Source organism: Pleurocapsa minor HA4230-MV1 (assembly GCA_019359095.1).
Lineage (GTDB): Bacteria > Cyanobacteriota > Cyanobacteriia > Cyanobacteriales > Xenococcaceae > Waterburya > Waterburya minor.
Genome location: JAHHHZ010000013.1, coordinates 400,822 through 421,067, shown reverse-complemented (window position 1 = coordinate 421,067; position 20,246 = coordinate 400,822). Strand labels below are relative to the sequence as shown.

Sequence of the window (20,246 nt, the reverse complement as noted above, 5' to 3'; positions counted from 1 at the left end):
CGAGAGAATATTTATAGTGTTTACTGAGTTTTTTAAACAAATTTTTATTCAATAAATATTAAAATAACCAAAGATAATACCCATGAGTTTGTTATCTAACTTACAGTTAATGAGCCAATACAACCAGTGGATGAATCAGAAGATCTATCAAGTTGCTCAACAATTGGGTAATGATAAAATTCAACAAAATCAAGGAGCATTTTTCAACTCACTTTTCGGTACGCTCAATCATATTTATGTAGCAGATATTATTTGGCTCAGACGATTTGCCCAACATACCAAAAAGTATTCAAGTCTTAATCAATTACCAGAATTATTCAGCTACACAATATTAAATCAAACTGTAACTAATCAAATAGAAACACTAAATCAATTAAGACAAGAGTTAGACAAAATTATTATTAATTGGTGTCAAGAAATAGACTCTCAAGATTTGGAAGATAATCTATCCTACACTGATACTCAAGGAAATTATTATCAGAAAAACTTTGGTCAATTAATACATCATTTTTTTAATCATCAAACTCACCATCGCGGACAAGCTTCAACTTTAATTAGTCAACAGGAATTAGATGTAGGTGTTACAGATTTACTGAAGATTATACCTGAGCAGTAAAACTTGCCAGTAACTAGATCCCAGTTGAAGCATGAGAAAAAATACTTAGTCAAAAAACGAAGGGTAAAATTATGCTGAAAAAAGGCTAAAACTCATAATTTTACTTAACTGATATTACGCAGAAAAACGAGAAATCAATAGTTTCAATCAAAAATGAAAAAAAGAACAATTTCCCCTTTAACCTTTAACCTTTGCCCCATCCTCACAGATTGATTAGCGCGTAACATCAGTTACTTAAGAGCTTAAGTGTACTTTGTCATAAAAGCTAAAATATATTATTAAGATTACCTGCTATAAAAAGCAAATTTTCCATAGTCTTTTAGAGTTATTCTATCAAAGGGTAATATTTTTCTGTTATAAATATTTACTTAAAGTAAAATAATGTTTTATTTAAATAAATTAAACAAAAATAAGCTCATTGCTATAGTTATTGGATTTACAATAGCGGTTACTACCAATAATTTTGTTTATGCTAAAAATTTAGAATCCAGTAATCCAAGTCTTCAGAGATTAAATAATACTGCTCAATTTACTACTGCTCAAGCGTATCAACAATTAAATTTTGATAACAATTACTATCAAAAATTATCTGAAGCAGACAGTTTTTATCGCCAGGGAAATCTTGACCAAGCCAAAGAAATTCAACAGCGCGTTAAGCCTGGATTCAATCCAACAGCAACTCTCCCTCCCGCCTTTGATGATGTAGCCAAATTAGATGCTAAGCAACAACAATCTTGGCAAAGGATTAATGCTGCCATCAAAACAGATCCAGAATTGGAAGAGGTAGTGAATAGTCAAATTTTCGAGCCATTACAGAGTTTAGTTAAAGAAAACCCTGGTTTCATTCCTGGTCATATATTACTAGCAGATACTCACGATTTATATGGCGAAGAAAAACCCGCTTTAGAAGTTATAGAAAGAGCGGCAGAAATGTATCCTGCTAGAGAGGATGTTTTAGATACCAAGATTGATTTACTATTGCTTTATGGCAAACCTTTAGAAGCTTCTATTGCAGCACGAGAATTTGCCTTTAGTAATCCCGATCATCCTAAAAGTAAAGCTTATCAAGAGGCAGCCAATCAGTATTTTGCTCAGTATAAGAAAAAGCTCAACAGTAAAGTTACTACATCAGGAATACTGGGTACTATTGGTCAGGTAGCTACAGGAAACGAATTCGGTGCGTTAGAAATTGGTCAGGTTTTATTGGCGGGAGAAAAGGCAGCAGGACAGTCTTTTGCGCAGAATATTAAGGCTCAATCGAAAATGGTCGACAATCCAGAACAGCTAAAATACCTTAATGATATTGGTCAAAAATTAGCTAAACTAATGGGTCGAGATGAATTTGAGTATGAATTCAATATTATTGAAGATCCGACTCCTAACGCTTTTGCTCTGCCAGGAGGCAAGATATTTTTTCATACAGGAATGCTGGAGTTAATGGATTCTGAGGCGGAGTTGGCAGGGGTATTAGCTCATGAAATAGCTCACTCTGTTTTGTCTCATAGCTATAAGCAGATTGGGGAAAGTGCATTAACTGGGACAGCTGCCAATTTAATCTCTAGTGTATTGGGAAATGAAGCAGGAGCAGTTTCTAATGTGGGAGGATTGCTTTTAAGTCAGAAATTTAGTCGCGATAAAGAGAAACAGTCTGATATTTTGGGTTTGAGAGTATTAGATGCTGCGGGATACTCGGCTGATGGCTTATATAACGTGATGGCAAAACTTAAAAAAGTATCTGGTGGTGGAGCAACCCTATTATCTAGTCACCCTGCTTCAGAAGAAAGAATGCGTTATTTGGAAGAGTTAATTCAGACTAATGGCTACAACCGCTATGGTTATGAAGGCGTAGATGCTTATCAAAAGATGTTTCCTCGATAGGGTATGAAATCTACAAATGTTTGCTACAAATCGAAGACTTGGGGATATGCCCTAAAGGATATGCGTAGCGGTATGCTTTAGCACTAGCTTCGCGTCGCGAAGCGGTATCTCCAACTATGCGAGACAAGTGGTTTACCATTAGCTCGTAAGCTCGTCCTAAAGGATTAGCTGGCGCGTCCGTCCTTCGCGTCGCGAAGCGGTATACCATTTGTGAAGCTTATCCTTTAGGACAAGGGTACAACGAATTGAGCGAATTATTCGTCAATAGAACTCTTGTTCTTATGCTACTTTTTCAGCAAACCCTATACTAATGGCGATCGCTATTATTTTCTCAAAATACGTTTAGTTAACTATTGGTTCACAAGCTAAAAAATCTGCTACTCCTAAACAGCTAATGCCTTGAGGCGTAATTTCAAAGCGATAGGGCAAAACTTGTACTCCTTGAGCCACCGCCTGGCGTAATAGCTCACCATATTTTGGGTCACAGGTATCGCTAGGGGCAAAGGTATCGCAGTCGCCTCGATTGATAAAATAAAGCATCACAGCTTTGGTTTCGGGAACTAAATCGGTTAATTCTCGCAGATGTTTTTGTCCCCGTAGGGTAACTGTATCGGGAAATAAAGCTAAGTTACCCGTACTGAGAGTGACGCTTTTTACTTCAACATATATCGTAGGTTGGGTGCTGTCTCCTGTTAACAAAAAATCAATTCGACTCTTATTATCCTTACCATAGGCAACTTCAGAACGAATGACCTTACATTTATTGGCTAATTCAGGCAAGAGTTGCTGCTGCAACGCTAATTTAATTACTCGGTTAGGTATGGCGGTATTGGTGCCAACCCAGGTAGAGCCGAGCTGAATCATTTCCCAGGTGTATGCCAGCTTGCGTTGGGGATTATCGCTCTTAGATACCTGCACTAAACTATCGGGCGTGCAAATTCCCGTCATTGGCCCTGTATTGGGACAGTGCGCCGTAATAACTTCCCCTGTAACCAATTCGATATCTGCCAAAAATCTTTTATAGCGTTTGATGAGGCGACCAGGAATTAGGGAAGGATATTGATAGATTAGGCTCATGGCTGATGATTGACTAAAGACCAGGCTAATTTTATCAGGGTATAAATCTATAAATAGTTGTGTTGGTGAGCAAAGACAAGATGTAATAATTATTTTTGATCCTACTGTTAACTTCAAAGCTGAATCTATGTCCGATCTTGAAACTCTAATTTCTCAGGTACAACAAGAAGCACAGCGCGCAGAATTTCCCATCGACGTTCCCGTATATAAATCTGCGGGACTTGAACCAACCAAACCAATTCTTTATGCAGGAAATTTGACTAGTTCCCTGTGTTTTTTTGGTCGTGACTTAGGCAAAGATGAAGTTCAGGCTCGGCAACCTTTAATTGGTGCTTCAGGCACAATGGTTAGACAGGGTTTTTATTACGCAGTGCATAAAAATAAAGCTCCTTCAAGAACAGAGCTAGATAATACAACGATTGAGCGAGTTTTATTAACTAATACGGTTCCCTATAAGCCACCAGGTAATAAAGCTTATTTAATGAAGGTGAAAAATAGATTTCGTCCTTTTATAGAACAATTGTTTGTGTTTCATTGGCAAGGAAATCAAGTTATTACATTAGGCACAGAAGCTTTTAAATGGTTTGCTCCCTATGGCGCTAAAGGAGAAATTGATAGTTTTTATCGCCGTAGCGATCGCTTTGAAAATCAATTAACTGTGAACCTTAGCGCTACAGATGACCAGGGCATATCCCACCATAAAGCGATCGCGCTGTTACCTTTACCCCATCCTTCTCCACTCAATCAGCAATACTATGACGCGTTTCCCAAAATGTTGCAGCAGAGGCTGTCCCAGGTTGAGTTTTGAAGGCGTAATTTATCTGTCAATAGTTGGCAAGATTGTTGCAGAAATCTGTTGCATAATAATGCTAAATAAAACAGATTAGTTTTCCTTACACTCTCTACATAAGAGAAACATGATATCTTATTAATTAACTAGATAAATTTTTGTTACGCTCGATACAAAACATTAAGAGAAATAAAATTTATGACTAATAAGAAAACTGTTATTTCCCCCTCGATTTTATCCGCAGACTTCAGCCGTCTTGGTGCAGAAATTGAAGCCATAGATCGAGCAGGTGCAGATTGGATTCATATTGATGTAATGGACGGTAGATTTGTCCCTAACATCACAATTGGCCCAATGATTGTCGAGGCAGTTCGTCCTCATACGACTAAACCCCTTGATGTTCACTTAATGATCGTCGAACCTGAAAAGTATGTCGAAGATTTTGCCAAAGCAGGTGCAGATATTATCTCTGTTCACGCAGAACATAACGCTTCTCCTCATTTACACCGCACTTTAGGTCAAATTCGCGAGCTGGGTAAACAAGCTGGTGTAGTTTTAAATCCTGGTACGCCGTTATCTTTCATTGAACACGTACTGCCTCTATGTGACCTAATTTTGATTATGAGCGTTAACCCTGGTTTTGGCGGTCAAAGCTTTATTGAAGAAATGGTCGGTAAAGTAGCCAGCCTACGCAAGATGTGTGATGAAAGAGGACTAGATCCTTGGATTGAAGTTGATGGTGGACTAAAACCCAACAATACTTGGCAGGTATTAGAAGCAGGCGCTAATGCGATCGTCGCGGGTTCGGCGGTATTCAAAGCTCCAGATTACGCTGAAGCAATTGAAGGTATTCGTAATAGCAAACGTCCTCAACCTGAACTGGCTACCGCCAAGTAAGCTTAATTAGTAGATAGATAAAAGCAAAAAAAGATTCATGATTGACAGTGAATCTTTTTTGTTGAGTAATAAAATTAACTCCAGCTTAATTTGTTGAACCACAGGTTTGTTATCTATAGTATGCCGACCATATGTAATGGGCCACTACCACTAAGTAACTCAACCAATAAACCAATAAAGCCCAACATTGCTAAACGACCATTCCAAACTTCCGCAGCCGTGGTTAAACCCCATTGCCACTTTTCTTGAGGATACATCTTCATGTTTTTCTTCGGGTGAATCACATCGGCAAAAGAGCAAGGGCGATCGTCCAGAGAATCAACGACGATATGGGCTAAAGAATCGATAAAGCCAGGATGGACATTTAAGGCAGGAACACGGTGAAAATTCTCAATTCCTGCTTCTTCTGCAACTTCGCGGTATTCAATATCAATTTCTTGTAACGTTTCAATATGTTCAGAAACAAAGCTGATGGGTACGACGGCTAGATCTTTGATGCCTTTTTCGCCTAACTCTTTAAGTGCATCATCAGTGTAGGGTTTTAACCATTCTACAGGGCCGACTTTACTCTGGTATGCCAAAGTGTAGTGATTGGTACGACCAAGAGTTTCCATAATTAAGCGTGTACATTGCTCAATTTGCTCTTTATAAGGATCGCCTGCTTCTTCTACATAGCTTACAGGAACACCATGGGCGCTAAAAAACACGTGAGCTTGATGAGGGTTGGGAAATTTATCTAGCTCTTGACCAATTAGATCTGCCATCGATCGCAAGTAGCCAGGATTGTCATACCAAGAAGATACTAATGTGTAGTCTACATCTTTTAAGCCAGGATCTTCTGACCACATTTCTTCTAAAACCCGAAAGCTCGAACCACTAGTGCTAATGGAAAATTGCGGATAGAGTGGCAAAATAACTACTTCTTTGATCCCGTCGCTTTTAATTTGGGCGATCGCCTCTTCTGTAAACGGATGCCAGTAGCGCATACCAATATAGATCTTGGCATCTTGTCCCATTTCTTTAAGCTTCTCTTCTAAAGCACTGGCTTGGGCTTCAGTGATTTCTCGCAGTGGAGAACCGCCACCAATTTCGAGATAGTTTGCCTCAGATGTTTTGGCTCTTAAGGAGGATATTAACCAGGCTAAAGGCTTCTGAAACGCTTTAACAGGCAGTCTGATAATCTCAGGATCGGCGAACAAATTATATAAAAAAGGACGGACATCTTCGATTTTATCGGGCCCGCCTAAGTTGAGCAGCAAAACTCCAATACGACCCATAATTCTTATAGCTTAATTTTAATTTTCAATTTCTTTACTAATTTTAACAATATATCTTTTCTTTAGGATCTACTGTTCGTAGTATACAGAACTTAACTGATTAGAAAGTATACCTTTAGGTACTTGTGTTAGAGAAAAATTTTATTTAATTTATTAGCTTAACTTAGTTTGAAAAAGAAAAATGCGAGAAATTTCTTTAGATACCCAGGTGTTATGCCTTGATGGTGAATGTGGTAAATCGAGTCATGTAATTATCGAGCAAAATAGCCAAAAAGTTACCCACCTGGTAGTGAGTAATTCTCATCTGTTAGATTCTCATAAATATTTAGTCTCGATTGAATATGTGGTAAAAACTAGTTCAGACTCAATCCAGTTAAGCTGTACTAAAGAAGAACTGGCTCTTTTTCCTCCGTTTACCGAGATGCGTTTCTTTAATCCTACTACGTCTAAATATGAACCTTTGAAAAATTTTGGCGACGAAGCGATTTTCCACAGTAGCTCTTATTTAATGTGGTCTGATACATCTTTGAGTGGCGATCTTTTGTCTACCCCCATCAAACAAGAATTAATTCCTGCTGGCACAATAGCGGTGCATCGGGGTGCATCAATCGAAGCTACTGACGGTCATATTGGACGAGTTGAGGAATTTTTAATCGATCCAGACAATAAACATCTTACTCATTTAGTGCTGCAAGAAGGACATCTGTGGGACAAAAAAGAATTGACCTTACCGATGTCGGCGATCGCTCGTATGGATCAGGATTATATTTACTTGAACCTAGACAAAAAAACAGTTAAATCTCTGTCGAAAGCTGATGATTAAGTAATTCACTTGTTGTACAACATCTGTTGAAAAATACTAAGATTGTTTTTCATGCCAAAATGGTTCGTTGCCATTTATTTTTTTTAGATCATCTGTATGATTAATTTACTAGAGCCAAATTTAGTTTTAGGCGGTACTATTTTTGATTTAACTCCCGTCACATTGCAAGAACACAAGATTAAAGGGCTTATTTTAGATGTAGACGAAACCCTCGTTCCTTTTAAACAAAAAGAAACAACTCAAGAGTTACAGCAATGGGTATCACAAATCAGGCAAACCACGCCAATTTGGCTGGTAAGCAATAATATTAGTCACTCTCGGATTGGCAATATTGCCCAGTCGGTAGATCTACCTTTTATCTCCTCTGCTAAAAAGCCTTCTCGTCGTAAGCTAAAGCAGGCAGCAACAGCAATGGATTTACCGCTCGAACAAGTAGCAATGGTGGGCGATCGCCTGTTTACTGATGTTTTGGCTGGCAATCGTCTAGGAATGTTTACTATTCTAGTTGAGCCAATGATCGACCCCCTAGTGGCAGTCCGTTCTCATCCCATCCGAGATTTTGAAATTTGGCTATCGCAACTGCTAGGGGTGTCTTTAGCCAATAGCTCTGTTAACGTAACAAAAGGTAATAACTCTTGACTTAGGTAAATATAAAGAAAATATTACGAAATAAGAGAGTTGCAAAAATATCTGAGAATATACTTACATGATAAAAAGAGGTCAGCTTATATAAAGACCTTAAATATAATAAACAGCTAAATTCTAGAGCAGTGCCAGATGGAGTTAATCGTCTTCCTCTGGTACTGTTTTTAGTATTGGCATTACCAATGATCAGTGAACATTGAACATTGAACAATTGATAACGAAGTGCGACGCGACGTAAGGAGCTAGTCCTTTAGGATATCCTTTAGGATTAATCAGGTTTAAAACCTCTTCGTTCACAAAGAAATAAACAGAAATTCTTTCCTTAATAATAACAATCCTCATTTTTTGAAAAAGAGGTAACTGAGCGTTGCTCATTGCTCATTGTGACGCGAAGGACGCGAGCTTGCGAGCTAATCCTTTAGGACTAATCCTTTAGGACTCATTGCTCACTGTTGAATTCTAGCCATTAAAAGATTGATGAGAGTCAGCCGAAAATTGATGGTTGTAAGTGCGCATAGTTTTTAAAATTGCTTGATAATACAAGAGAGTGATGCCTTGCCAGCTAAACCTTAAAGCATTTTGTCTTGGTTGCTGTAGATGCCAGTATTTAGCGATCGCCGATTGCAGAGACTTGGCATATACATCAAGATTAGTCACGTCACAGGTAATACCTCCATTGCCAATTAAATAGCGATGCACTGGATTATCCATTGCCACAACAGGCAGACCACAAGCCATCGCCTCAATGTATTTCAGACCACAAGTTTCTTGAATCGCAGCAGAAGTAAAAATACTGGCACTACGATAAACCTGGGGCATTTGAGCATAGGCAAAAGCCCTAATTTGGAATCGTCCTACACCTAATAAGCGATCGCCCAGCGCCTGAAAATAATCGCGATCGACACCTTCACCACAAATTAGGAGACTAGCTTGGGGTAGACGAGCAACTGCTTCAATAGTTAATTCAATTCTTTGGTCGCTATGACGATTTAAAGGAGCAACTGCAATAATGCACGGTTGGGATAAGCCAGTCGCGATCGCTTTACCTTTAGGGATAAATTCTGTCGGATCGATTCCCAGGGGAATAGTATCAACTATTTGGTTTGGTGCTAACTTACGGGCATATTTGGCGACAATTGGATTAAGAGTAATTAAGCGATCGGGCTTAAGAGTTAAATTGCGTTCGAGATTTTTTGACTGATTTAAGCTGTTGTAATCGGTAAATAGAATTGGAGTTTGTTTAATCGCTCGAACACAATTGGCTGCCAACAAGCCAGCATAACCATTTTGTGGCAAAATCAAATCGGCGGGATGATTTAACAGATAGGATATACAGGGTAAAAAACTAGTTAGTTGAGCGATCGTCTTTTGAGGCTGTTGAAACCAGCGATTGATAAAGCTTAAACCAGAATTACTCTGGGGTAGAGAGCTAATCGGCCGACTAAAAGAACCACATTCATCACCGCTTAAGAGTTCTACTGCAAAATAATTATCGAGACGGCGCGCTAACTCAACCGCGAACACAGAGGAATTACTTTTCCAATCAATCCCAGCTTGGGGATGAATCAAGATGATCTTAGACAATACTTAGCTACTCCTTTTTGTAATTATTTGTAGTTATTAGACCTCTTGCATGAATAGCAGACTAATCTATTTTCCCTTCTTACGAAGTTTGCTCAACGGGGGGAACCCCCGCAACGCAACTTCGCGCTTTTCCACCAAACTATGCGGTGCGACACGAAGTTAGTGCTAAAGCATACCGCTACGCATATCCTTTAGGGCAAGCCCTTAACCTTTTCCCTCTTGGTAAGTTAGTTTTTTTTGATTCGTGCAAGAAGTCTATTAGTTACTGCTGTCTTCATCAAGCATCCAGTTAAAAATGTTCGGACGAGAAAGCGCGATTTTAAATCGACTTTTCGCATCCTCAATGAATTGCCGTAAATGACGATAGCGATCGCTTTGCTGATAATACTGCCGACAATGTAGGCGAAAAATTGCCCAGCGTAGTTGGCAGAATTGGGGAGAGAAGATGATTAGTGGATTGTGTACTAAAGTTTGATACCAGTAGTTACGGGCAATAGCAGGATCGGGATTTTTGGTTTGCAGAGTATTTTGCGCCAGAAATAAACTGGCAAAGCCATAACTGCGATGTTTTTGCTGTTCAAACTCTGGAGACATTTTGGCATATACTGTTTCAATTATTGTCTGTAAATCTGTCTCGATCTTGAGGCAGTTGCGGTTATGTTCTGGAAGTTGACGACAATAGACTAAAGGCTCGGCGATCGCGATAAACTGATAATGGTTACTTAATCTAATCCACATTTCCCAGTCAGGAATAACCTGTAATTGAGGATCAAACAGCCCCACCATCTCAAAACAGCTACGACGCAGCATAACCGAAGAGAGATTAATCTGGTTTTGGGCCAAAATTTCTGGAGGTTGAAGCAAATCTTTGAGCTGGCTAACTATCTGACCAAGAGAACTAGCCACCTTAATATCTTGACCCTGATGATCGATTAGCATCAAACAAGAGTAAATTAGACCAACTTCAGGATATCGAGCGAGATAAAATAGCTGCTGCTGTAGCTTATTGGGATGCCACAAGTCGCCAGCATTTACAAACGAGATATATTTTCCTTGAGCTTCAAGGACTCCTTGATTAAGTCTAGTAGCCAGACCCAAATTGCTGTGTAAAATAAATCTTAGCCGCTGATCTAGCTGTTCCCTAGACCAACAATTGATCTGATGGTAATTATCACTAAATACTAAGATCTCAAAATCACCACTAGTCTGCTGGAGAAGACTCTTGATCGTAGCTGGTAAATAACTAATGCCCTCATAAGCGAAAATAATTATAGAAACTGTGGGCAATTCTAAAGACATGGTTGCATGAAATATAAGATCGACAGTGAGCTAACAGCGCTCAAACAGCAAAGAAAAAATTCAAGCAAAAATTCTACGGGGTTGCTCAAATTACCCCTTAAATTCTTTTAAACATCTATAGTTTGATGCGATCGCTGAGTAGGTATTTTGCTAGTTAATTGTAAATATAAAAACAAATTTTTATAGATCACCTTATCCCAGTTATGATTTACAGCAATATATGTCTGCGCTTTTTTTGCCATAGTCATGAGTAAATTTGGTCGAGACATGGCATATTCCAGCTGAATTAATAAAGAATCGAATTGTCCTGCTTTAAAGAGTAAACCGCGATCGCGGCCAATTAACTTACGATTGGTTATAGTATCGCTAGCCACAATGGGAATTCCTTCCCGCATGGCTTCCAACATCCCGACAGAAGAACTTAAATTATTACCTTCGGAAGGCTCGACAAATATACCTGCACCACGCACCAATTCAGTTAAGAAATTACCGCTAATCTCGCCAGTAAAGATAATATTGTTTTGCTGTCGAGCCATTTGTAACAAATTGATGGTGTGCTGGAAAGAAGAACTAATGTCTCCTGCTAAAACTAACTTCCAATTGCGCGACTGTAATTTCTGAAATACTTAAATGAGTAAATCTAATCTTTGATTAGGTTCAAACGTGCCTAAATATAATACATAACGCTGTTGCTCTAAGCCGAAAGCTTGACGAAAGCCAAAGTGATTGTTGTTTTCCGCATATTTAGCTGGAGCGCTAGCAATATAATGAGGACAGACACCATACTTGCGCAAAAAATAGTTTGCTAACTCCTGAGTAGTCACAACAATTTCGTCTGCATAGTTTACTGTTATCTTTTCCAGCCACGGTAATAATCTACGAAATGTTTTAGATGAGCATGTGGCATTAGATTCTAGCTGGTGAAAGGTAACGACAATAGACGAGTTGGAAAACATTTGGGGAAACCAAGCAAACCAAGCTCCTACCATTCCATGAAGATGAATCACATCATAGTTACCAAAAGTTGCCCAAATAGTATTAAGAGCCGAGTTCAGCCAGCTAAATCGCTTTCCTGGTAAAGAAAATAGGGTAATTACCTTCATTTTTTGGTAAGTAAACCTAGAAAACCATGATTGCTGATGATAACTAGGTTGAACATATAAATCTACCTCATGTCCGCGAGCCACGATTTGAGGATATAATTCTTGGCAATAGCGCTCAATTTCCCCAAATTTAGCAGGAATACCCCTTGCCCCAATGACGGCAATTTTCATAGTTGTTATGTGGTGATGGTGAGAATTTTTAGTCAGAATAGTCAGAAAAGTTGCTAGATTAGCTACAGGAATTCAACTTGCAATACATTTTTTTGATAGTCACATTGAAATCTTTCAACATAGTCATCCCTTAGAGGATGTCTGAGAACTCAATTCTGTTATGCTTAGACCCTAGCAGATCCCCCTAGCCCCCTTAACAAGGGGGGAATGGAATCAAAGTCCCCCTTAACAAGGGGGATTTAGGGGGATCTACCCACTGGAAACGTAGCAATTAGACTTTTTAGATATCCTCTTAGATTTGGGCAGCATAAAACTAACTTAATTACAATAATTTGTTTTTAAATCTATTTTGATAATTGCATTGCGATCGCAGGAGCAACAATAAAATTTTTGGTTTAATTCTGTAGATTATCTAACTCTAAAAAAGTCTTCGATAAACGCTAATTACTTGGCTATTTTCCATATATTCACTTACGAAAAAATACGGAGACTGTTTTCAAACACAATCATAATCACTCAAAATAGAATTGGCAATGACAATTTATGATTAAAATAGTAGTTTTTGTTCAGTAAAATTACGTAACCCAAACCTGAACTGGAATAGAGCCAAAATATATGTTTTTACAAAAATCAATATTATTTGGTGTTGAGCAATAAAATTTTTAAAACTACTATTTCAGCTTCAATAATCAAAAGCTTAAAATTTGACTCAAAGTACGATATATCAATCTTCAGAATGGGCGGAACGTGGATTCTGTAACAAGTGTCCTAAAGGACGACGCGCAGCTAGTCCTAAAGGATAAGCTCCGCAAATGCTTTAGCATACCGCTTCGCATATGGTAGCCACCTATTTTATAAATTGAAAGAAAACAATCATTACTACATACCAGTGGGAATTTTTGATGATGATGAAGATCTTATTTTCGATCTTCAGGTTTTTATTGAAGAAAAGCCCGAATATTATTCTTTTGCCAATCAAACCAAAAATATGACAGGAGAAGAGTTATTTGCCATGTTTCTAGGAACAGCAGATAGTTAATAACTTTAACTTTAAAGTCACTAGTTCTTCAGATTAGAAATGTTCTAAAAAATGCGATCGCACTATAAGTAATTGCGATCGAGAATTGCTTAATTGAACTTTGGTCAGTTGCGATTAGACTCATTGTTGACGACCTTGATAAGATAAACAATAACCTGCCTAATATTGCTGGAGTTATCTAAAGTCATAGGAGTTATTGAATAAAGTGATTCATCATATTTCCATCCCTGCTAAAAATCCATTTCACGTTGCTGAAGTATTAGCTGAATTATTCAATGGATATTCTGCCCCTTTTCCATCCCATCCAGAGAGCTATGTAGCTTTTGCTGGCGATGATTATGGGACTCTAATTGAAGTTTATCCTCTTGGCACTGAAATGATTCCAGGAGAAGATGATAAACCGATACAGTACCAAAAGCCAAATTCGGCTAATCAGTTTATTGCTACTCACGCTGCCATTTCCATACCGCTTGACCAGTCGCAAATTGATTCTATTGCTGCCCGTGAGAACTGGCGGTGCTTGCGTTGTAGTCGCGGTTTCTTTGATGTGATTGAGTTTTGGATCGAAAATGCCGTGTTACTCGAACTAGCAACTCCAGAATTAGCACAACAATATACCACCGCTTTAGCACCAGAGAAATTAGCCGAGTATTTTGCTAGTAAGAATTAGTAACTCAAGGCGATTAGGCTCTGCCTACCCTTCGGGATCGCGCTTTGGGAAAATTGCTATTATGGGCGGTAAAAAGGCGACATTCCTTTCTACTCTTTTGTTGCCACATTTAGGTTGTCTCCACTTCATTTTAAAGTCATGCTTGTTGTGAATATGAGTAGCGATCGCTTTTGTTTGCTCAATGCCGAGAATTATTAATTTTTCTAAGGCTTTTACTCGTGTTGCTTAGATTTCGAGCTAGTATCACAAACGATTTTATCTTGAAAAACTGGCAACAGTAATGCGCCATCATTTAGTCATGGTGAAAATATTAACTAATTAAAGCTAGATGAAAAAAGCTATTTACCGTATTTTAGATGCTAATCTCGATCGCGCCCGTGAAGGTTTAAGAATCATTGAAGAGTGGTGTCGTTTGGGGCTAAATAACCAGCCACTAGCAGAAGAATGTAAACAGCTACGTCAAGAACTCGCTCAATGGCATAGTTGGGAACTGCGTCAGGCTAGAGATACTCCTGGTGATGTGGGAACAGACATTTCTCATCCTCAAGAAGAAGTACGAGACAGTATTGAACAGCTACTTCAGGCAAACTTATGTCGCGCCCAAGAAGCATTAAGAGTATTGGAAGAATATAGTAAGCTCTATAATCCAGAAATGGCAGCAGCTTGTAAACAGCTACGCTACCGCGTCTACACGATTGAAAGTAAGCTTTTTAATAGCTATCGACATCAGCGACTACAAAATGCGCCACTATACTTAATCACTTCTCCTGAACCAGATATCCTCAAGACAGTAGAAGCAGCCCTTAAGGGTGGACTAAACTTGATACAGTATCGAGATAAAAATGGTAATGATAGCGATCGCCTGGAAAAAGCCGATCAATTGTGTCAGCTATGCCATCAATATAACGCCCTATTTATTGTGAACGATCGCGTCGATATCGCTCTAGCGGTAGATGCAGACGGGGTACATTTGGGTCAAAATGATGCACCAGTAGCCTTTGCTCGCGACATCTTGGGTGGCCAGAAAATTGTTGGTCGTTCTACCACTAATAAACAAGAACTAAATAGGGCGATCGCCGAACGAGCAGATTACGTGGGAGTTGGCCCATTTTACGAAACTCCTACCAAGCCTGGAAAGTCACCCCTGACCAAAGAATATATCGACTATGTAAAAGCTAAATGTCCTGTTCCCTGGTTTGCCATTGGTGGCATTGACTTAAACAATTTGGATGCAATTCTAACCATAGGCGCACAGAGAGTTGCCGTGGTTCGCGCTATTATGCAGGCAGAACATCCAAGCCAGGTGACGCGCCAATTTTTGGCTCAGTTAATTAGACGGTAATTACCCCAGTTTCTAGCTAGATCTATGTTGAATGCAACTAATACAATAACTATACAGGTCAACGGAGAAAGTCATACCTGTGCAGCACCAACTGCTCTGCCAGAGCTACTAACCCAGCTTAAATTAAATCCTCGACTGATCGCCGTAGAATACAACGGGGAAATCTTACACCGTCAATATTGGCCAAAGACGCAAATGCAATCGGGCGATCGCTTAGAAATTGTCACCATTGTTGGTGGTGGGTGAATAATTACTGATTACTGATTACTGATTACTGATTACTGAGGTTGTCCTAAAAGATATTGTTTTCTTGTGGTGTTAGTGATTACTGTAAGGGGAAAATTAAAAAATCAAATTTTTAAATGTGATGATTAAGCAAAAAATGAACATGATTTTTAAACGAAATTGGTCTAAATTATGGCTCAAATCCATCGTCGCTCTAGTATTAGTTAGCGTTCTCGTTCTAGGTAATGCTGGTGATGCCATGGCTGCCCGTACTGGCGGTAGAATTGGCGGTGGTTCTTTCCGCGCACCTTCTGGCGGCTATTCTAGTCCTAGTGGTGGCAGTTATGGCGGTGGTTATAGATCTCCTGGCTATGGTTATGGTGGTGGCGGCTTTGGCTTTCCGTTTCTCTTGCCTTTTGTTGGTTATGGTGGCGGTGGTTTATTCTCCATTCTGATCTTCTTTGCGATCGCCAGTTTTATTGTCCGTAGTTTTCAAAGTGCAGGAGTGGGCCGCGAAGAGGGTTATGGCGGTACTTCTACCGTTTCTGTCGCAGAAGTACAGGTGGGCTTGCTTGCCAATGCTCGTGAACTACAACCTGAGTTAAATCGTTTGGCTCTAACAGCGGATACTAGCACTGCTTCAGGACGAGCTACTGTTTTGCAGGAAGCAACTCTTGCTTTATTGCGTCACCCAGAATATTGGGTTTATGGTGCAACCAACTCGCAAAAAGCTAGCTTAGAAGCAGCCGAAGCTAAGTTTAATCAGTTCTCTTTGACTGAACGTAGTAAGTTTACAGCTGAAACCCTAACTAATGTAGATAACGTGATCGACGAATCACAAAAAGCACTAGGGGGAGAAACCAAAGATGGCGCGCTCCAAGTCAAAGAAGGGGATACAGGAGAATATATCGTCGCTACAATCATTGTCGGTGCAACTGGTAACCTCGACCTGCCCACAATTAATGGCACTGATGAAATGCGTCAGGCACTACAGCAGATAGGTAGTTTAGGTAGCGATCGCTTATTAGCGGTAGAAATCCTTTGGACACCCCAAGCCGACGGCGACACTCTATCATCTGATGACATCTTGGCATACTATCCTAATCTCAAGTTAGTGTAATATTGCTGAGTTAGAAACTTCAACCTTTAATTTAAAGTCATCGATCATTGGGGGATCTTTATTCCCCTTTTTTATTGACCATCAATTACTCTTAAGTGCCTCAAGCTGAGAAAAAATCTGCAACAAAGGTTAAGAAAGCTGGTACATTTGAGTATAGATAAATCTGGTTTTGCATAAATAAACCTTTTAAATGAATTAATAGCTGTCAAGGAGAAATAGAATTATGGATTGGCGTGTAATAATAGTAGTAGCACCTCTGGCGATCGCTGCTAGTTGGGCTATATTTAACATTGGTAGTGCTGCTTTGGCACAGGTACAAAAATACTTTGATAAAGATTAACAAACACCAATTGAATTGAGTCAATTATTTCGCCGACTAAGCATCGTCTTTGCACTAGTCGGTTTTTTCGTCGCAAAATAAACACTAAACTTGTACGGAAGTTAAACTAGAGCCATACGTAAAAACGTTAGGACATTTTTGCAATGACTATACTTTCTACTACCTGTACGGGCGAACGGCGACGCGGAGCTAATCCTTTAGGGCAAATGAGTGTGAATCTTCACGTTGTACCCTTGTGGTATACTCAAGAGCCGCTAACTTTGTACAGCTATAAATGCTTGACAGTTTATTTGAGCTATAGCAAAAATTCAGAGCAATTACTATGATATAACTTGAGTTCAATTGTTGAGAAGATACTCAATCTTAATGCTGATCTTTAAGTTTTTTTGGGTCTAAACGGTAACTATATCAGATCATGCTGTTCTCAACTAAATTGATTATTCTTAGTTATATTGGTTTGATCTGACATGACAAATCGTCTTAGGCGCTAAGAGTGATTGTTCATTCTCAATAAACTCAATAAAATAATTTTAGTAGAACATAGTGTCTTACTCTGGCAATAAAGTAACTTTAGGAGCGATTTTGCAGCAGGCGGGTTTGGTATCCGCTGAACAAGTGAATCAGGCTCGCGAACAGCAAAAGCAGACCAATAATAGTTTGACGATCGGTGAAATTTTAGCTAATGAAGGAAAAATTTCGCCCGCAACAGTAGACTTTTTTGCTGAACGTTGGTTAAGTTTAGTTACCGAAAAGCCAGAACAACCAATTGGTCAATATTTAAAGCAGGCTGCATTATTAAACGAGCAACAGATTCAAACTATTTTGGTGGAGCAAAAGAGTAGCCAACGTAAATTTGGTGAAGTGGCAATTGCTAAAGGCTGGATTAAACCAACTACGATTGATTTTTTCTTGACCCATCTCCAAACCAAACCAAATTCTACTTCAGCAGCCCCAGATCGGCAATTAACTTCTAAGCCATCGCTCAATTCTGATCGAGAACCAGTCGACTTAAGCAAGGAACAAGATAATTCTCAGAAGGTTCACGAAGGTTTTTTACAAATTAAGCGTAAATTACTCAAAATTGAGGGACAGAAAAATTATTCGGAAAAGGCTTTGGAGCGAGTATTGTCTTGGACGAATGGACATTCTTTATTGACTCAAAAAGTATTTTCCTTAATTACTCAAGCTTCTAATTCTTTTTCGCCACAGGAAGAAGAGGAGCAGATTGATTATTTGATTCAGACGAAGATAATTGATGATTGGTCGAATAATGAACTAAAATCACACTTGAGAACGCTTAGAAGTCGTTTACTGAATAATCAGCAGTGTTCTCCCAATCGGTTACTGCAACTATATCAAAGAGTTCTTACTGAAACAGTATTGCTAGACGACAGTAAAGAGCAACAAGAATTGCTGAATACAGGTCTAGTTTTGAAGCAACAACATAAGTTAGTGATAGCCAACCGCATCTATCAGTCTGTATTCAATCTTGGCTGGGTTATTGAAGCTTTGAGCGCGCAAGCCCAATACGAACAAGATCGCAGTAGATTAACTCGAAATGATCGTGTTACAGATATTGTCAAAGTACCTACCCCAACTGAACCTAAAGATCGCTGGTTGAGTTTTAAAAATATTTTATTGGTCTTGACTTTGATAGGGTTACTGAGTGTATTTTTGAATAACATTTTTAAACGTATAACGATTAGAAGAGCTTTTCACCAAGGTAACCAATTGCTTCAGCAGAAATCTTACAGTGGAGCAGTAGAAAAATATAATAAACTGCTCAATATAGACAGCAATTATTTCCAAGCTTGGACTAATCGAGGATATGCTTTAGCGGGTTTGCAGAAATATGAAGCAATGCGCGAATCCTGTTCTGCTGCCACAATTATTAAGCCAGCTGCTGTATATGCTTGGAATTGTCAGGGAGAAGCTTTGCATAATTTGCAGCGAGACGAGGAGGCTATAGTCGCTTTTGACAAGGCGATCGCTTTAAATAAAACCGATCCGATTTTTCTGATTAATAAAAGCGAATCTTTTGCGGCTTTGGGCAATAATCAGAAGTCAATTGACTCAATTAAGCAGGCAATAGAAATTTTAGAGCGCATGGAAGCGGATCGAGGAAAAACCAAAATCGCGGGAGAGTTTGCTGTTGCACTTACTTTTTTGGGCAATAATTATCGTAAACAAGAAAAATTTGATCGGGCGATCGCTGCCTATGAACGAGCCACACGCTATACTCCCAAGTATTTTCCCGCTCATGTAGGCAAAGGAATCACTTTGAGTAGAGCAAATCGCCTTCAAGAAGCTGAAGCTGAGTTTAAAATTATGTTACAAGACCATCTGTTAACACGGACGCAGCAAGCGCAAACTTGGTTCTATTTAGGCAAAACTTTGTGTCAAGCTGAAGCAAATCCTGATGGTGTAGCAGCATTTGAGCGAGCGCTTGAACTTAAGCCTGATTATGAAATGGCTAGGGCAGCCAAAAAACAGTGTAACTAACCTCAGTTCGGGTTTTTTTCAACTTCGGTCACATTAAGTTTTGTCAAGTAGGATTGAGATCATCTATGACTCATTAAAAAGGCCACCACAATGGTCTTAAATCGGTATAGATGCGACTTACAGTTCGAGAAGAGGGTGCTTTAGAACCTTTGAAATCTTCACCCAGCATATTGTATAGAAGTTCTCCAGGGCTAATCGGCTGATTTAAAGAAAATAAAACATCACTATTGTAGCTATCGCAACTTAAACCTCGACGCTCAACCGCGCAAACTACAGGCTTACCCTTGATGGTGTCACTGGCAAGATAGTTCATTCTATTCTGATTGTAAAAGCTATGTAGCTTATCAGCAGTATTTTTGCACTGCTTAAGTGCTTGGGAGGTTTCAAAATACTGAGGTAAAAAGGACAGTATAGATGTTACCTGTGAGACATTTTGATTGGATAAAGTCGCAATTACCGTAGGAACAGATGCCTTTTGTTCACAAGTTACATTAACCAGACTATTTGCCTGTGCTGGAAGAGCTAGAAAAACTGAGCCTGCCAAAGCAATCAATGGTGTCGTTACTATCGCCAGATAACTTGGTTGGATCATGATCTTTATAATTGTGAATTGCTGGGATTTAAATATCGTTAAAATTAAATATTTTTACCTGATTTTCGCCTGATTTTATGTATAAAAGTGCCAATTTAATGTAATCTAGATTGCAGAAATCTAAATTACATTTTAAATTTCATAGGAAACTATTATAACAAAAATTGTAATTTCCCAGAAAAATTTAGTTGATTAAATAAACATTTCGTTAACTTGAAAAATCTTAACCACAACGACAGCTTAAGAGAATTCCCAA

At 38.9% G+C, this 20,246-nt stretch carries 20 protein-coding genes and 1 pseudogene; 14 read left to right on the top strand and 7 right to left on the bottom strand.

Features of this window, described 5'->3' with window-relative positions:
• Positions 1-82 precede the first annotated feature (82 nt).
• Together KME09_06805 and KME09_06800 are read left to right on the top strand one after the other, a co-directional pair.
• Positions 83-616 carry a DinB family protein gene (locus tag KME09_06805; protein MBW4533632.1) on the top strand — a complete coding sequence of 178 codons (534 nt, stop codon included), beginning with the start codon at positions 83-85 and terminating at the stop codon, positions 614-616.
• Between the two features lie 381 nt (positions 617-997).
• On the top strand, positions 998-2,494 hold the full coding sequence (locus tag KME09_06800) for a M48 family metalloprotease (protein MBW4533631.1): 1,497 nt from the start codon (positions 998-1,000) through the stop codon (positions 2,492-2,494).
• A 342-nt stretch (positions 2,495-2,836) separates the two neighbouring features.
• Here the strand turns inward: KME09_06800 and sfsA are convergent, their stop codons facing one another.
• On the bottom strand, positions 2,837-3,571 hold the full coding sequence (sfsA, locus tag KME09_06795) for a DNA/RNA nuclease SfsA (protein MBW4533630.1): 735 nt from the start codon (positions 3,569-3,571) through the stop codon (positions 2,837-2,839).
• A 127-nt stretch (positions 3,572-3,698) separates the two neighbouring features.
• On the opposite strand from sfsA, the gene KME09_06790 reads away from it, so the two are divergent.
• Both KME09_06790 and KME09_06785 read left to right on the top strand, forming a co-directional pair.
• A complete protein-coding gene (locus tag KME09_06790) occupies positions 3,699-4,379 on the top strand; it encodes a uracil-DNA glycosylase (protein ID MBW4533629.1) in 681 nt (226 codons plus the stop codon).
• A gap of 180 nt (positions 4,380-4,559) precedes the next feature.
• Complete coding sequence (locus tag KME09_06785) at positions 4,560-5,258, top strand: ribulose-phosphate 3-epimerase (GenBank protein ID MBW4533628.1); 699 nt, start codon at positions 4,560-4,562, stop codon at positions 5,256-5,258.
• 113 nt (positions 5,259-5,371) lie between these two features.
• Here KME09_06785 and hemH read toward each other — a convergent pair whose 3' ends face one another.
• Positions 5,372-6,535, bottom strand: a complete 1,164-nt coding sequence (gene hemH, locus KME09_06780; GenBank protein MBW4533627.1) for a ferrochelatase — start codon at positions 6,533-6,535, stop codon at positions 5,372-5,374.
• Between the two features lie 181 nt (positions 6,536-6,716).
• Here hemH and KME09_06775 point away from each other — a divergent pair, with 181 nt between their 5' ends.
• Positions 6,717-7,358, top strand: a complete 642-nt coding sequence (locus KME09_06775; GenBank protein MBW4533626.1) for a PRC-barrel domain-containing protein — start codon at positions 6,717-6,719, stop codon at positions 7,356-7,358.
• A gap of 96 nt (positions 7,359-7,454) precedes the next feature.
• Positions 7,455-7,997 carry a YqeG family HAD IIIA-type phosphatase gene (locus tag KME09_06770; protein ID MBW4533625.1) on the top strand — a complete coding sequence of 181 codons (543 nt, stop codon included), beginning with the start codon at positions 7,455-7,457 and terminating at the stop codon, positions 7,995-7,997.
• A gap of 465 nt (positions 7,998-8,462) precedes the next feature.
• Here KME09_06770 and KME09_06765 read toward each other — a convergent pair whose 3' ends face one another.
• The 4 genes from KME09_06765 to KME09_06750 form a co-directional block, all read right to left on the bottom strand.
• On the bottom strand, positions 8,463-9,587 hold the full coding sequence (locus tag KME09_06765) for a glycosyltransferase (protein ID MBW4533624.1): 1,125 nt from the start codon (positions 9,585-9,587) through the stop codon (positions 8,463-8,465).
• A 258-nt stretch (positions 9,588-9,845) separates the two neighbouring features.
• Entirely contained in the window at positions 9,846-10,886 is a 1,041-nt protein-coding gene (locus KME09_06760) for a glycosyltransferase (GenBank protein MBW4533623.1), read from the bottom strand.
• Positions 10,887-10,993: 107 nt separating this feature from the next.
• Positions 10,994-11,461, bottom strand: coding sequence for a glycosyltransferase (locus KME09_06755; GenBank protein MBW4533622.1), 468 nt, complete (start codon positions 11,459-11,461; stop codon positions 10,994-10,996).
• 51 nt (positions 11,462-11,512) lie between these two features.
• Complete coding sequence (locus KME09_06750; GenBank protein MBW4533621.1) at positions 11,513-12,160, bottom strand: glycosyltransferase; 648 nt, start codon at positions 12,158-12,160, stop codon at positions 11,513-11,515.
• 719 nt (positions 12,161-12,879) lie between these two features.
• Here KME09_06750 and KME09_06745 point away from each other — a divergent pair.
• The 8 genes and pseudogenes from KME09_06745 (at position 12,880) to KME09_06710 (ending at position 19,398) form a co-directional block, all read left to right on the top strand.
• Positions 12,880-13,199: pseudogene (locus KME09_06745) on the top strand (GFA family protein).
• A gap of 205 nt (positions 13,200-13,404) precedes the next feature.
• A complete protein-coding gene (locus tag KME09_06740; protein ID MBW4533620.1) occupies positions 13,405-13,869 on the top strand; it encodes a hypothetical protein in 465 nt (154 codons plus the stop codon).
• 328 nt (positions 13,870-14,197) lie between these two features.
• Entirely contained in the window at positions 14,198-15,211 is a 1,014-nt protein-coding gene (locus tag KME09_06735; protein ID MBW4533619.1) for a thiamine phosphate synthase, read from the top strand.
• Positions 15,212-15,235: 24 nt separating this feature from the next.
• Complete coding sequence (gene thiS / locus KME09_06730) at positions 15,236-15,457, top strand: thiamine biosynthesis protein ThiS (GenBank protein MBW4533618.1); 222 nt, start codon at positions 15,236-15,238, stop codon at positions 15,455-15,457.
• A 136-nt stretch (positions 15,458-15,593) separates the two neighbouring features.
• Complete coding sequence (locus KME09_06725; GenBank protein ID MBW4533617.1) at positions 15,594-16,556, top strand: DUF1517 domain-containing protein; 963 nt, start codon at positions 15,594-15,596, stop codon at positions 16,554-16,556.
• A gap of 223 nt (positions 16,557-16,779) precedes the next feature.
• Positions 16,780-16,896 (top strand): photosystem II protein Y, encoded by a 117-nt coding sequence (locus tag KME09_06720; protein ID MBW4533616.1) that lies wholly within the window; start codon positions 16,780-16,782, stop codon positions 16,894-16,896.
• Positions 16,897-17,039: 143 nt separating this feature from the next.
• Complete coding sequence (locus tag KME09_06715; protein MBW4533615.1) at positions 17,040-17,222, top strand: hypothetical protein; 183 nt, start codon at positions 17,040-17,042, stop codon at positions 17,220-17,222.
• 217 nt (positions 17,223-17,439) lie between these two features.
• Positions 17,440-19,398 (top strand): tetratricopeptide repeat protein, encoded by a 1,959-nt coding sequence (locus tag KME09_06710; protein ID MBW4533614.1) that lies wholly within the window; start codon positions 17,440-17,442, stop codon positions 19,396-19,398.
• 73 nt (positions 19,399-19,471) lie between these two features.
• Here the strand turns inward: KME09_06710 and KME09_06705 are convergent, their stop codons facing one another.
• Positions 19,472-19,990 carry a COP23 domain-containing protein gene (locus KME09_06705; protein MBW4533613.1) on the bottom strand — a complete coding sequence of 173 codons (519 nt, stop codon included), beginning with the start codon at positions 19,988-19,990 and terminating at the stop codon, positions 19,472-19,474.
• Between the last annotated feature and the right edge of the window lie 256 nt (positions 19,991-20,246).